The 13,983-nt window shown below is 43.9% G+C and carries 13 protein-coding genes; 2 read left to right on the forward strand and 11 right to left on the reverse strand.

Annotated features, from left to right (window positions below):
- Positions 1–8: 8 nt before the first annotated feature.
- The 4 genes from D4N35_RS01690 to D4N35_RS01705 all read right to left on the reverse strand — a co-directional run bounded on the left by D4N35_RS01690 (position 9) and on the right by D4N35_RS01705 (position 3,928).
- Positions 9–920, reverse strand: coding sequence for a competence protein CoiA (locus D4N35_RS01690; protein ID WP_164876259.1), 912 nt, complete (start codon positions 918–920; stop codon positions 9–11).
- Between the two features lie 103 nt (positions 921–1,023).
- Complete coding sequence (mecA, locus tag D4N35_RS01695; protein ID WP_120069024.1) at positions 1,024–1,683, reverse strand: adaptor protein MecA; 660 nt, start codon at positions 1,681–1,683, stop codon at positions 1,024–1,026.
- A gap of 345 nt (positions 1,684–2,028) precedes the next feature.
- Positions 2,029–2,424, reverse strand: coding sequence for a transcriptional regulator SpxA (spxA, locus tag D4N35_RS01700; protein WP_120069027.1), 396 nt, complete (start codon positions 2,422–2,424; stop codon positions 2,029–2,031).
- Positions 2,425–2,719: 295 nt separating this feature from the next.
- Positions 2,720–3,928 (reverse strand): putative glycoside hydrolase, encoded by a 1,209-nt coding sequence (locus D4N35_RS01705; RefSeq protein WP_235870256.1) that lies wholly within the window; start codon positions 3,926–3,928, stop codon positions 2,720–2,722.
- 287 nt (positions 3,929–4,215) lie between these two features.
- Between D4N35_RS01705 and trpS the strand changes: the two genes are divergently transcribed.
- Positions 4,216–5,202 (forward strand): tryptophan--tRNA ligase, encoded by a 987-nt coding sequence (gene trpS / locus D4N35_RS01710; protein WP_120069030.1) that lies wholly within the window; start codon positions 4,216–4,218, stop codon positions 5,200–5,202.
- Positions 5,203–5,403: 201 nt separating this feature from the next.
- Here the strand turns inward: trpS and D4N35_RS01715 are convergent, their stop codons facing one another.
- The 6 genes from D4N35_RS01715 to D4N35_RS01740 form a co-directional block, all read right to left on the reverse strand.
- Positions 5,404–6,153 carry a YjbA family protein gene (locus tag D4N35_RS01715; RefSeq protein ID WP_120069033.1) on the reverse strand — a complete coding sequence of 250 codons (750 nt, stop codon included), beginning with the start codon at positions 6,151–6,153 and terminating at the stop codon, positions 5,404–5,406.
- A 90-nt stretch (positions 6,154–6,243) separates the two neighbouring features.
- Positions 6,244–6,453, reverse strand: coding sequence for a YuzI family membrane protein (locus D4N35_RS01720; protein ID WP_120069035.1), 210 nt, complete (start codon positions 6,451–6,453; stop codon positions 6,244–6,246).
- Positions 6,454–6,548: 95 nt separating this feature from the next.
- Complete coding sequence (locus D4N35_RS01725; RefSeq protein ID WP_120069038.1) at positions 6,549–7,352, reverse strand: DUF2268 domain-containing putative Zn-dependent protease; 804 nt, start codon at positions 7,350–7,352, stop codon at positions 6,549–6,551.
- An 88-nt stretch (positions 7,353–7,440) separates the two neighbouring features.
- The gene (gene fabF / locus D4N35_RS01730) at positions 7,441–8,679 is read right to left on the reverse strand and encodes a beta-ketoacyl-ACP synthase II (RefSeq protein ID WP_430722758.1); all 1,239 of its coding nucleotides are present in this window, start codon (positions 8,677–8,679) and stop codon (positions 7,441–7,443) included.
- 125 nt (positions 8,680–8,804) lie between these two features.
- On the reverse strand, positions 8,805–9,737 hold the full coding sequence (locus D4N35_RS01735; protein WP_120069041.1) for a beta-ketoacyl-ACP synthase III: 933 nt from the start codon (positions 9,735–9,737) through the stop codon (positions 8,805–8,807).
- Positions 9,738–9,842: 105 nt separating this feature from the next.
- Entirely contained in the window at positions 9,843–10,391 is a 549-nt protein-coding gene (locus tag D4N35_RS01740; RefSeq protein WP_120069045.1) for a Rossmann-fold NAD(P)-binding domain-containing protein, read from the reverse strand.
- Positions 10,392–10,834: 443 nt separating this feature from the next.
- Here D4N35_RS01740 and D4N35_RS01745 point away from each other — a divergent pair, with 443 nt between their 5' ends.
- Complete coding sequence (locus D4N35_RS01745) at positions 10,835–11,017, forward strand: YjzD family protein (protein WP_120069048.1); 183 nt, start codon at positions 10,835–10,837, stop codon at positions 11,015–11,017.
- Positions 11,018–11,042: 25 nt separating this feature from the next.
- Here the strand turns inward: D4N35_RS01745 and clpB are convergent, their stop codons facing one another.
- Positions 11,043–13,637 carry an ATP-dependent chaperone ClpB gene (clpB, locus tag D4N35_RS01750; protein ID WP_120069051.1) on the reverse strand — a complete coding sequence of 865 codons (2,595 nt, stop codon included), beginning with the start codon at positions 13,635–13,637 and terminating at the stop codon, positions 11,043–11,045.
- Between the last annotated feature and the right edge of the window lie 346 nt (positions 13,638–13,983).

Genomic DNA, 13,983 nt, shown 5'->3' on the forward strand with positions numbered 1-13,983 from the left:
GTTCATTTTTAGATTACCATATACAGACAATCGGACCAAATGAAAAATTGCCATTCAGCAGGATGGGAAATGAAGCTTTCCATATATTTCACAGGGAGACCTATTAGAGGTGATAAAAGGAATGGATTGGATCCTTCCATGTAAACAGCTCTTAAAAAACTGTCACGCATAAGGTTTCCATAACGGACCTTCTGTTGTATCCAATTCATTTTTTCATCTGGCCAATTTTTATATGGAAAATTGGTACGGGCAGGAAAAGATGGGAAGGGGTATTTTATTTTCGAGATTGGCCACTGATGCAGCCTGGCAAATACTTTTCTTGAGGTATACGGTGTAATATTCGTTAAAAGGAATCCCCTTCCGCTTTCCGGCTCATATCCGGCAAGCATAGTTTGTCCATTGTTTCTCATCGTCTGAGACCATAGGTATTCCGTCATTTCGAACATGTCATTGGCCCTTCTTTTATGAAAAGGCTGTCCGCCGACTATCCATATGGGGATGATGCCCGATGAAAGGTATTGGAGGGATCTCCTTTCCACACTTTGGACGGAAATTGGAGTGCATTGAAACTCTACAGCAAATTGTCTTCCAGCTTTTTCGACAAGTAAATCGGGCCGTTGTCTGATATCAGAAAGATAATGTTCTAGTGAGACAGCCAGTTGGTTGGATCGACACCATTCAAACAAGTCCAGTTTACCTTGCAAGTGTCTTGGACTTTCCGGTTCGGATGCTGTTTCGATACATTGGGAATGATGCCGATGGGAAAAGTGGGGGATTCTTACATGGCCGGCTTTTAAAATAAGTGGTTCTTTACAGACGGGGCAAAAGAATCGTTCATGCTTCCGGAGCTGAGGGACTCGATTCCGCATATCGCCGGACAGCGTGAACAGTTCTCCTTCTTTGTTTAATGCAGTTAACAAACAACACACTCCCTTCTTTTCATATATGTATTCTTCAATCGGGCCTGCTTTTCCTTTAATTTGCCATAAAATAAAAAAACCGATTCCCAGTGAAATCGGTTTTTTATGCAAAGTATTCGTTCAACGTATAAAATACATTTTGGTCGATGACTTTTTTCCCGTACTCTTCAAGGCGGTGGATTGTGAACGCTGATTCATTCCCGTATTCCAGCAGGATGCTCAACACATCCTCGATCTGGTCCTCATCAGACTCTTCATCCGGAAACTTCACGTATAAGTAGTATTTGTTCTCGTACGCAAAGAGCTTTGTTTCAATTTCTTCAAGGCCCTGCCTCTTGGAGAGCGCAAGTACATCTTCAAAGTCATTGAACATAAGGACGAATTCAAGCAGATCATCATCACTGCGGACATACTGGTTCAATTGAAGATGGTGGTCCAGAAACTCCTCGATCCTTTCATCAATCGGCAAGTCCTTCAATTTTTCATCCGGAATGGGCAGCTCGAACCTTTGTCCATCTTTGGACAATTGTGCCTTTGTTACCAAAACTTCCAACCCTTTGTCCAGTGCCTGGACTTGGATCCATAACGGGCCCTCTGGTACAAATTCTTCTTCATGATGGATCTCATCCATCATTTCCCAGAACAGCTCTTCGCTTTTTTCGCGGCTGTACCATATTTCTTCGCGGTCAAAGCCTCTTTCTTCTATATCGACATATGAAATGTAAAATTTCACTGTATTTTCATTTATACGCTCAATCTCCACAAAACAACTCTCCCTTCTTTTGTAGGGTGGCGGTGTTGAAGGGACATGTATCCCGACAAAGGTATAAATTATAATTAGTCTTCCCCTTGTACTCTTTATTTTATGATAAACGCTTGTAAAAGGGAAACAATATTTGCTCCCAATTTATAAACCATCAAAAGCCCACCAAAGAAAATCGATGTTTCGCCTATCTTAACCAATAAATTATAAGAAATCAAGCGATTTTTCCGAAAATTCGACTGTGCGGACTTAAGCATGCGGCGCCAACAACTGTTTTATTAAAAAAACCCCCATACTTCTGATCCAGAGTATGAAGGTTTCTTATTTATGCTTAAACTTAACCGTTTAGTTGACCATTTTCTGTGCTTCACGAAGCTGATACGTTCTGACTTTGCGCGGCAGGAAACGCCTGATTTCGTCTTCATTATACCCTACCTGAAGACGTTTCTCATCAAGGATGATCGGTCTGCGCAGCAATCCCGGGTTCTTTTGTATGATATCAAATAACTGTTGAAGAGGCAAAGAATCCAAATCGATATTGAGCTTTTGAAAGACCTTTGAACGTGTAGAAATGATTTCGTCCGTACCATCCTCCGTCATCCGCAATATCTCTTTGATTTCTTCAAGGGTCAATGGTTCCGAGAAAATATTCCGTTCAGTATATGGAATGTTCTGCTCTTCTAACCAAGTTCTTGCTTTTCTGCATGATGTACAGCTTGGTGAAGTGTATAATGTGACCATATTTTAGCACACTCCTATTTTATTTTAAAATATATTAAAGGGTTGATTTTGATCAGTTTTTAAAACCAGCCAGATTAAAATCAATATTATGAAACACTTTATATTATGTATTATACACTATTTCCTCATTCATGAATAGATTTATTTAGATTTTTTATATACTGTATTCCTCCCGTCTTTCATTCTGTTATAGTAGCCCTTAAAGCATTTTTACCCTTCAAAAGAGGGTCTGAAACACCCTCTTTGAATTAATTTAACCTGTTTCTGTTTTTCCATTCATGCGGGCCGTTATTTTTTACTCGGTCCCCGGGGTGTAGTCCACACCTGGTGTATATGTGTTGCCGGCATTCCAGAGCAGATATTCTTCAATTCCCGAATCATTAAGGGCTTTGATCTGGGCCTCCACTTCAGCTTTTCCATACACCTGATAGTTTCCGCTTCCTAAATATGAAGCTGTGAAATCTTGGAGCCATGGCCGTGAAATCGGAGGATTTTTCAATTCCGCAAGCTTTTGATTTTCCAATTTTGCATATTCACGGACAAGTTTATACGGTTCCAAATCCGGCTTGGCAATGCCAAAATAGGATGTCCAATGGCTTGGGTAAATCATGGACGATATAACGTCAACATTCTCCGATATTTTGCTGAAGTTCTGCCCGATTCCCGGGGCTTCCGGCAGCGTGGCGGTGTAGCCGAAAATATCCACTGAAACCTTGACGCCATACGGCTTCAATTTTTCACGGGCATAGGCAACAAAGTCGGTAACCGCATGGACGCGTTTTTGTACATTGTCCTCTTTCATGTCTTTGTATTCGCCCATTCCATATTTGAGCTGTTCATCCCGGTTTTCGAATCCTTCCGGAAACCTTACGTAATCAAACTGGATTTCCTTGAACCCCAGTTTAGCGGCTTCGATGGCAATATCGACATTATAATCCCACACTTCTTTTAAAAAAGGATTAACAAAAGCTTCTCCCCGGCCGTTAACCCAGATTTTTCCTCCGTCCTGGAATGAGAGCTCGGGCTTTTCTTTCGGAAGGATTGAATCTTTGAAAACAACAATCCTTGCGATCGGATAAATCTGTTTCTCTTCCATTTTTTCAAGCATTGCCCTTGGATCCTTTATGTAGCTTTTTCCGATCTTTGCAAATGGTGAGTCTTTGTCACCTTTAAATGTCACGTTGCCCCAGTCATCCTTGATGTCTATGACCATTGTATTTAAGTCCGTTGATTCTATCAGCTTCATCAATTCATCAAAACGGCTTCCCCCTGCTGATTGTCCTGTTACATAAATTCCGCGGACAGCGTCCGGATATTCAAAGTTCAAGCCGGAATCGTATATAAAGCGGGGGGACTCCAGCGGCAGAGACTTCATTGCGATTGCATTTTCCCTTGTCGGATTGAAGGAGTGAACCTGTTTGGCTCCCTGTGCCATCGCCGGTTGACTTGTAAGCGCCAACATGCCGAACACTCCGGCTGTAGCCATCAGCTTTCTAAAATTCAAGATGTCCTACACTCCTTTTTATCTGGCAAAACTTATATGTCCGTTAATTCATTACTATTTTAGCAATAATTGCTTAAGAATGAAATGATTGTTTTTTCCTGCTCTTCTGGACCCAAAGTCGGGTGAAGCACCGCCTTTGCTTGATTGTCAAGCTTTTAGCCGTTATAATTATTGGGATATATTCCCCATCTGCGACATTTTTAAGGAGTGCAAAGATACTTGACGGCCGGCTGCATGAGTAGGGATTGCGGGGCGTCAGTGCTTTTATCATATTAGGAGGATTACATATGAAGACAATTTTTTCAGGTATTCAGCCAAGCGGTGTGATCACCCTGGGCAACTACGTTGGGGCTATCAGGCAATTTATTGAACTTCAGCACGAATATGACTGTTATTTTTGTGTGGTTGACCAGCATGCCATTACGGTTCCCCAGGATCCGATTGAACTTCGCAAAAATATAAGAGGCTTAGCGGCGCTGTATGTCGCTGCCGGCCTTGACCGAAAGAAGGCGACTTTATTTATTCAGTCCGAGGTGCCCGCCCATGCTCAGGCCAGCTGGATGCTGCAGTGCATCTCTTATATCGGTGAACTGGAAAGAATGACGCAGTTCAAGGATAAATCTACAGGAAAGGAAGCAGTCTCTGCCGGCCTGTTGACCTATCCGCCTTTAATGGCTGCAGATATCCTGCTGTATGAAGCTGATCTTGTGCCTGTAGGAGAAGACCAGAAACAGCATTTGGAACTCACACGTGATCTTGCTGAAAGGTTCAACCGGAAATATAGAGAGATTTTTACAATTCCAGATGTACGAATCCCAAAGGTTGGGGCAAGAATCATGTCTTTGCAGGAACCTACAAAGAAAATGAGCAAATCCGATTCCAATCAGAAAGCTTTCATCACGTTGCTCGATACACCTAAACAGATTGAGAAAAAAATAAAAAGTGCCGTTACAGACTCTGAAGGCATTATAAAATTCGACCGGGAAAATAAGCCGGGTGTTTCCAATCTTCTTTCGATCTATTCGATTTTGGGCGGAAAAACGATCGAGGAGCTTGAAGCACAATATGATGGAAAAGGCTATGGAGATTTTAAGGCTGATTTAGCTGAGGTCGTTGTCAAGACAATATTACCTATTCAAGAAAGGTATTATGAACTTGTCGAGTCAAAAGAGCTCGATGACATTCTTGATGAAGGTGCGGAGAAGGCAAAACAGCAGGCAAACCGGATGCTGAGAAAGATGGAAAATGCCATGGGCCTGGGCAGAAAAAAATAAAAAAGAAAAGCGCAAGCGCCCGTTTAGCGACGTACAAACGGAAATGCGGAAGACGGCTGTTTAGGGGCGACAAGCGCTGGAGCTAGACATAGATATATCTTTCTGAATGGAAAAATGAGCCTAGATTTTATATTTTCTTTACTTAAAACACTAAAATTCCCCTTGATCATGAAGGGGAATTTTTCATTTCCAAAGACTTGCTTAATTTACTTTTGAATCATATTCCATTTCCCAAAGCTTCTCAAAGAACGGCTGCCCTTTCACCATATTTTCACAAAGGGTTTGATGTTTTTCCGTCCATCCCTCTTTCGCCTCTTCATAAAGCTTATTCCAAACACTTTCAAAATCCATCGTTTGAATTTCGGTATATAGGTGCGGGCACCATTCGGTATACCAGTATCTGACTTCCGCCGTATTCTTGGAATTGTACAACTGGTCAAGTGCCATGAACAGAAGCTGTTTTAAATGGCGCTCTCTGCGTGTTAAGCCCCTCATCAAGACGGGATCGGGAGATAGAATATGAAATTCCTTTTTCACACCTTCGTGTTTAAACTTATACTTTGTCGGTTCATTATTTTCAATCATTTCAAATACAAGCTGTTCCTGGCGAGGGATCAGCCTGCTTTTTCTGAGCGGAATCGTATATCCCATCGTATCCACCGCAAGGATACCTTGTCCATCCGTAACGACAAAGCATGAATCCAGCGCTATACGCTCATGATTTTTTCTTAAATAGGCTTTTTGGTAAATGTCATTTAATAATTCCTGTGGTATGTCGGCCATATCGTTTTCAATCATGTCGAATAAGAGATGCTCGATGTACAATAACGGAACTTGATCGAGAAGTTCAATGACATCTTCCCCTCTTCTCCACTCGTGAAAATGGCAAACGTTATATCCATTTTCTTCCCCTTCGAACCAATTGACCCATACATCATGAAGATAAAGCATCCTTAACCCCTCACTTCATAACTATTTGTTTTTCAGTATGGGCAGGCTGCAGTTAATTTATTCCTGTGAATCCATCATCGGGCAATACGGTCATTCTTCGGAATTGGTCCCGTAAATGGAAAACCAGATTAAGATAAGGCCGGCTATAAATAAATAACATTCAGGACGCCTGCCAATATACAAAAAGTAATATGAATAGCTGTATCCCATCGGCAAGAGGTTCATATAAGCGATGATATTGATTCCACCAGCAACAGACAGACCGAATCCTATCAAATAAATTGCCCCTCTAAACAGCATGGCAGTCCCCCGGAACATTGTTTCTGACAGCTTGTCTAACACCATTTATATTCAAAAAAGAGCCATACATTACAGAAAAAGAAATCGGCCTCCGTTCATCCGGAAGCCTGCTCTGTTTCACGGGTGTATGCCTTATTATTCTCAACAATGCGCTCTGATGGAACTTTAAAGGACTCATGTACAGTCAACGGCTTCTTTCCTGCATACTCTTTTACGATGTCCGCCCCGAGGGCATATCCCATCATATTGGGGATGCCTCTCCTTCCAAAAAGCAGATTATCATGCAAGGGATGTTCTTTTTTCAGCTCTAAATGTTCTTTATAGACCCTGTTCCAGAAATGCTGAAGTTGGTCTTGGTTGTAAAAGCCCAGCCAGTCAGCTGTATATTCTTTTCCGCAATATTTAAGTACAGCATGTTCTGCAAGCCCTTCAAAAATAAGCGAATCAAGCAGAGAATATTCTTCCGGATCTTTTTTATACCGGTTCATCCGTACAGCGTGATGGTACTCATGTACAAGCAATGATTCCCATACTTTGACATCATCTGCAGGTGAAAGGAACAAAAAGATCTTGTTCGGAAACGTCAATCCTGAACGCCCCTTAAGGTCCACCATGAATTGGCGCGCCGGCTCAATCGGAAAAATATAAATGTCTACCTCCGGTGCTTTCCACAGTCTTTTATATTTTGCATAAAACTTTTCCATATGCTCCCATGCCTTCTGTTCTTTGAGCCTTGTATACATATCGTGAGTTCTCCTTGATGGCTGGTACATTCCAAATCTTCGCAAATATTGATAGTAATGCGCATGGTTTTCAACATCCGGCGAAGCGAGCTTACACAGCTCCATCGGGTTGAAGAAGTGTTCATCCATCCAATTATCTGTCCGGATTACTCCCATTTTGCATCCCTCCCTCCATATCCTACTGAGGAAAGAGAAAAAAAGTGCCTAAAAAAATACAGCTCCCAAAGTTGGAGCTGTACCTTTTTTAAGAAGAATATTTTTTAAACGCAATCGTGGCATTGTGGCCGCCAAATCCGAGCGAGTTGCTGATCACCGCGTTAATCTCTTTTTTCCTTGCTTCATTTGTCACATAATCGAGATCACAGTCAGGGTCAGGCGTTTCGTAATTGATTGTAGGCGGAAGGATTCCGTCTTTTATGGCAAGTACAGAGAATATCGCCTCCACCCCTCCGGCTGCCCCAAGAAGATGGCCCGTCATTGATTTGGTTGAACTGATGGCAAGTTTGTATGCGTGATCGCCGAACACTTCTTTAACAGCAATTGTTTCATATTTATCATTGTAAGGTGTGCTTGTGCCATGGGCATTAATATAATCGATGTCCTCAGGAGCAAGCCCTCCGTCTTCAAGAGCGATTTTCATTGCCCGTACACCGCCTTCGCCGCCTGGGGCCGGTGCCGTGATATGATAGGCATCCCCGGTCGAACCATAGCCGACAATTTCAGCATATATTTTGGCCCCGCGGCTGGTAGCATGTTCAAGTTCTTCAAGTACAATGACGCCCGCGCCTTCCCCGATTACAAATCCATCCCGGTTTAAATCAAACGGCCTGCTTGCCGTATCAGGGTCAGGATTCGTGGAAAGAGCTGTATTCGCACAGAATCCTGCTACAGACATTTGCGTAATAGGCGCTTCCGTCCCTCCGGCAATCATGGCATCCGCATCTCCACGTTGAATGGCCTTAAAGGCATCGCCAATGGAGTTTGTACCCGTCGCACATGCAGTAACTGTACAGGAGTTAACTCCTTTGGCTCCAAGATAAATAGAGACTTGTCCAGTCGCCATGTCAGGAATCATCATTGGAACGAAGAACGGGCTGACCCGGCGGTATCCCCTCTTTTGAAAAATTTGAAATTGATTTTCAAGTGTCTCCATTCCTCCGATGCCGGATCCGATCCATACACCGATCCGATCCGCATTGCTCTCATTGATGTCCAAGTTCGCGTCTTTTACAGCCATCATCGCAGATGCAAGAGCGTAATGGGTAAAGCGGTCCATTTTGCGGGCATCTTTTCTTTCAATAAAGTTTTCAATTTCAAAATCCTTAACTTCTGCCGCTACTTTGGCTGAGTAGTTGTCAGGATCCAGCCTTGTAAGAGGACCGATTCCCGATTTTCCTGCCAAAATGTTATTCCATGAAGTTTCAACATCATTTCCTACAGGAGAGACAGTTCCCAATCCTGTAACTACAACTCTTCTTTTCAAATTGTTCATCTCCTTTTCTGCCCCTCTGAAGAAGATATTGCTTGTTTCAAAAAATAAAGTATTCATTATTTAAGCATCTGTTTGTCCAGCCCCGGCGCCCGGCAAACGGGCGCTTCCGCTTTTCCTCAACGGCCCCATCTAATGGCAATAGCTCCCCATGTGAGCCCACCGCCGAAGCCGACCAACACGATCAGATCATCATCTTTTATTTTTCCGGCTTCCACTTCATCAGCAATGACCATCGGAATGGATGCGGAAGATGTATTTCCATATTTGTGAATCATTTTGGACATTTTCTCTACCGGCAATTCCAGTCTTTGTCTTGCCGCCTCCATGATCCTGATATTTGCCTGATGGGGAATCAGCAGATCCACATCGTTTTTTGTAAGACCTGCTTTCTCCAATACTTTAACAGATGACTCTCCCATTTGTCTTACCGCAAACTTGAAAACTTCCCTGCCATTCATCATAATATATTTTTCCTGATAAAGATACTGTCCGCCTGTCCCGTCAGCACCAAGATCAAATGCCAGGACCCCGCGTCCCTCGGAAACAGGCCCCATGACAACAGCTCCTGCTCCGTCACCAAAGAGGACAGCCGTATTTCTGTCATTCCAGTCGGTGATTTTGGAAAGCTTCTCGACGCCGACAACCAAAATATTTTTGCAAGATCCTGTCTCAATGAATTGTTTTGCAGTTGCCACCCCATACATGAATCCGGCACATGCGGCGCTGACATCCATTGCAGAAGCATTGACACATCCAAGTCTCGCCTGAAGCATGCACGCAACGGAAGGGAATGGATGGTCAGGCGTCACTGTTGCGACCAAGATCATATCGATCTCTTCCGGACCAACCTCCGCGTTTTCGAGGGCTTTTTTTGCAGCTTCAAAGGCCATATCAGAAGTGTTCACATCATCCGATGCAATCCTTCTCTCTTCAATGCCGGTCCGTGTCCGAATCCATTCATCGGAAGTATCCATCATTGTTTCCAGCTCTTTATTTGTCAACACCCGTTCGGGTATGTACTTTCCGACTCCAATTATTCCTGCATTCATAGAAAATGTCCCTTCTTTCCGTTCCTTATGAAAATTGGTTTTGTTATCTTATATTAAGACTTGGTACTAATTATAGCATTTGTTCATTAACCTGTCATCACTATTTCAATTGCTTTCCAGCAATTTTTGCTGTTCTAAATAGTTGACCGCGTCATTGGCAGCGGCAGAAAGATTTTCACGAAGTCCGGACGCATAAGCATCTGAAGGACAGTACTCCCATACATTATGAAATTTCTTTAATGATTCAAAAATTCCATTCAGCTTGCCTGCAAATGAAGACTGCGACCTCTCCGTGGCAGGCGGATGAATCAACAGCAGTGATGCTTCAGTTTTTTTCCGTTCCGAAAACCTTTCAAGCTGATAGATCAGCTCGTTCCTTGCGCTTGGATGGCAGCGGTTTAAATAATCTAGCGTTGGTATGATATAAAGGCACTTTTCGTCCGATAATTTTTGTTGAATGGAATCTTCAACATTTTCCAGCTCCATATATCTTAAATTGGCATTTCGTCCGATAAGCAGCCATTTTTCCTCCTGCTCATCCGTTATCCAATCACTGTGGTCGATTGCGAATACATCATAGCCTTTTTCAAGCAGCAGGGAACATAATTCAAAGCCGAAAGGCTGGCGGGCTCCAAATAATACGGCTGTTTTCATCTCGACATCCCCTTTCTTTGTGGTTAAGGAAATAATAAAATGATCAGGTTGTGAGTATCTTATTTGTCACTTAATGCTGCGTCCGGCGCTTGCGCCTTTGTTCAAAGATAAGCAAGTATAAAATTTTACAGAATTTTCTCTCCAAACAAGATTAACGTAATGTCGAGCTTCAGGCGCCATAGGCGCAAGGATTAGGCCAATCGCTGATGAAGGCAAACTACGCCTTCGCAAGCGTAGTCTAGCTTTGCGCCGATAGACGGGCGCCTTGCGCTTTTCTTATTCTAAAATTATCGTATGCAAAGTTGAAAGGGACTGACCTCTTTTCTCTTTTTTGTATTGGATTTATTGGAACGCCGCATTTGTTTATGGTATACTAACGTGGTGAATAATAATATTGATTATGTGACTTACATAGAGAAGTTTCTGAAACGGGGGGAACACAATTGAGATATCTGGTCACAATTTTTTGGACACTTTTGCTTGTAAACATGTTGATGTATGTAGCAGGTTCCATGATTGGATCAAGCTATGATTTCGGAACTGCAACAACTTTGGGCGTCATCGCAGTTATTTTGATTTTCATCGTCTCTGCACTGATACCAGCACAGCCAACAGAAGAACAATAACTCGCCGGCGATCGGCGAGTTATTTTTATTTTTTAATCCTTATTTTCAGTTCATCATCCTGCAAATCGACAATGACTGTATCGAAAGGATGAACATTCCCCGAAATGATTTCCTTTGCAAGGCCTGTCTCAATCTTGCTTTGCAAATACCGTTTTAGCGGCCGCGCGCCATACACGGGGTCATAAGCTTCACGGGCTGTAAATTCTTTTGCGGCATCTGTCATCTCCATTTGAATGTGCTGGTTGCGCAAACGTTCCTGGAGCTCCCTCACAAGCTTTGAAACAATTCCTTTGATGTTATCCATGCTGAGCGGTTTGAACAGGATGATGTCATCCACTCTATTAAGAAATTCCGGACGGAACGAAGCTCTTAGCTGGCCAAGGACAAGGTCCTTCGTCTCCTCATCTATTTGGTCTTCATTTTGCTCCCTTTCCAGCAGAAATGCCGACCCGATATTGGAAGTCATGATAATGACCGTATTTTTGAAATCAACCCTTCTTCCCTGCGAGTCGGTGATACGGCCATCGTCAAGGACCTGCAGTAAAATATTGAACACTTCCGGATGCGCTTTTTCAATTTCATCGAGCAGAACAACTGAATATGGCTTCCTTCTGACAGCCTCTGTCAGCTGTCCGCCTTCTTCATATCCCACATAGCCGGGAGGGGCTCCAATCAGGCGCGATACCGCATGTTTTTCCATATATTCGGACATATCAATGCGGATCATCTGCTCCTCACTGTCAAATAAGTTTTGCGCCAATGCTTTGGCCAATTCGGTTTTACCTACTCCGGTTGGTCCAAGGAATATGAAAGATCCGATTGGACGGTTAGGGTCTTTGATTCCGGCCCTTGCCCTGAGCACCGCATTGCTCACAAGCTCCACCGCTTCGTCCTGCCCGATAACCCGTTCGTGCAATATGCTTTCAAGCCTCAGCAGTTTTTCCCGCTCGCCTTCAACAAGCTTTGTGATCGGAATGCCAGTCCATCTGGAAATAATTTCGGCCACTTCATCTTCTGTCACTTCCTCTTTTACAAGACGCGACTCATTTCGCTCCTGGCCTTCCATTTGCTTCAGCTCTTTTTCCAAAGCCGGGATGCGGCCGTGGCGAAGCTCGGCAGCACGGTTCAGATCATACTCGTTTTCCGCCTCTTCAAGCTCTCTGCGGAGCTTTTCCAATTGCTCCCGCTTTTCCTGGATGCTGGAAATTTCACTTTTTTCCTTTTCCCACTTCGCTTTCATTTCATTTGCCTTTTCTTTCAGGTCAGCGAGGTCTTTTTGCAGCAGCTCAAGCCGTTCTTTGCTTGCTTCATCTTCCTCTTTCCTTAAGGCCGCTTCTTCGATTTCAAGCTGCATGACTCTTCTCGTAATCTCATCCAGCTCACTCGGCATGGAATCGATTTCCACCCGTATATTGGCACAGGCTTCATCAATGACATCAATCGCTTTATCTGGTAAAAAACGATCCGTAATATAGCGGTCAGATAAAGTTGCTGCCGCTACAAGGGCTCTGTCATGAATATTGACGCCGTGGTGGATTTCAAACCTTTCCTTCAATCCGCGCAAAATGGAAATCGTATCTTCCACTGTCGGTTCCGGAACAAGCACCTTTTGAAAACGCCTTTCCAATGCAGCATCCTTTTCTATATACAGCCGGTATTCATCCAGAGTCGTTGCTCCGATGCAGTGGAGTTCTCCTCTTGCGAGCATTGGCTTCAGCATGTTTCCTGCATCCATGGAACCTTCCGCTTTTCCGGCTCCGACAATTGTATGGATTTCATCAATGAACAGCAGAATCTTGCCTTCGCTCTTTTTTACTTCCTGCAATACCGCTTTGAGACGTTCTTCGAACTCTCCCCTGAATTTGGCTCCGGCGATCAGGGATCCCATATCCAGCGCATATATCGTCTTGTCCTTTAACCCCTCCGGCACATCTTTTCTTACGATTCGCTGGGCAAGCCCTTCTACAATGGCGGTTTTCCCGACACCCGGCTCGCCGATCAGAACTGGGTTGTTTTTCGTTTTGCGTGACAGAATCCTGATGACATTTCTTATTTCCTGATCCCGTCCGATGACCGGGTCCAGTTTGCCGGACTTCACTTCCGCCACGAGATCACGTCCGTATTTTTTTAAAACTTCATAGGTCGCTTCCGGGTTTTGTGACTCCACCCGCTGTCCCCCCCTGATTTCTTTTACTTCTTCCAAAATGCTGTTTTTCGTTATCCCGCAGCGGGATAAAAACCGTGATATGCCGTTATCCGGCATATCCATTAAAGCAAGTGCAAAATGCTCCACGGACAGGTACTGATCCTCAAACCCGCTCATTTCTTCCTCAGCCTTGCTGATGAGCGTCGATAATGGACTGCTCAAGTACTGGCCGCCCTGCACACCCTGGCCCGTCACCTGCGGCTTCTGGTCCAATATTTTATCGAGTTCAAGCTGTATTTGCCCTTTCGTCAACCCAAGGCGCTCATAAAGCGTTGAAAGCAGGCTGTCATTCCTGTCTATAAGAGCTTTCCACAGATGCGGTATATCCAGTTCCGGGTGATTCAGCCTTCTGGCAATTTGCTGGCTTTGCGCGAAAGACTCCTGCATGGTCATCGTCATCTTGCTCAGATCCATATTTCTCCTCCTTTTTCAAAACCAAAAGAGCCTGTTTATCTTCAAAATAAAAGCGAAGCTGCCAAAAAGGAGCTTCGCCTATACAATTCCCATTCAGCAGAATGGCAAAACGGAAGATATGTTCTTTGTCCAGCTTCAGCGCCCAGCGACTAGCAAACTTCACACTCCTTTCCTCGAAAAAGCTTTGCTTTTTCTGCGTGGATGTTTATTCGAGGAAGTTGCTCAGAGCACCACGATAAGTCAACATCGGCTCCGACGCACAGGATGTGCTAGTGCAGGCGAAGCGACAGGACGTCGCTGCTTGAGCCTGCCTACGTCGCCGTGTTTCCTTTATCTCATTGCGGAG

Source organism: Siminovitchia fortis (assembly GCF_003605365.2).
Classification (GTDB): Bacteria; Bacillota; Bacilli; order Bacillales; family Bacillaceae_C; genus Siminovitchia; species Siminovitchia fortis.

Coding starts and splice junctions, on each gene's coding strand:
- spxA (WP_120069027.1), bottom strand. CDS start 2,424: ATGGTCACATTATACACTTCACCAAGCTGTACATCATGCAGAAAAGCA.
- trpS (WP_120069030.1), top strand. CDS start 4,216: ATGAAGACAATTTTTTCAGGTATTCAGCCAAGCGGTGTGATCACCCTG.
- D4N35_RS01715 (WP_120069033.1), bottom strand. CDS start 6,153: ATGCTTTATCTTCATGATGTATGGGTCAATTGGTTCGAAGGGGAAGAA.
- D4N35_RS01720 (WP_120069035.1), bottom strand. CDS start 6,453: ATGCTGTTTAGAGGGGCAATTTATTTGATAGGATTCGGTCTGTCTGTT.
- D4N35_RS01725 (WP_120069038.1), bottom strand. CDS start 7,352: ATGGGAGTAATCCGGACAGATAATTGGATGGATGAACACTTCTTCAAC.
- D4N35_RS01735 (WP_120069041.1), bottom strand. CDS start 9,737: ATGAATGCAGGAATAATTGGAGTCGGAAAGTACATACCCGAACGGGTG.
- D4N35_RS01740 (WP_120069045.1), bottom strand. CDS start 10,391: ATGAAAACAGCCGTATTATTTGGAGCCCGCCAGCCTTTCGGCTTTGAA.
- clpB (WP_120069051.1), bottom strand. CDS start 13,637: ATGGATCTGAGCAAGATGACGATGACCATGCAGGAGTCTTTCGCGCAA.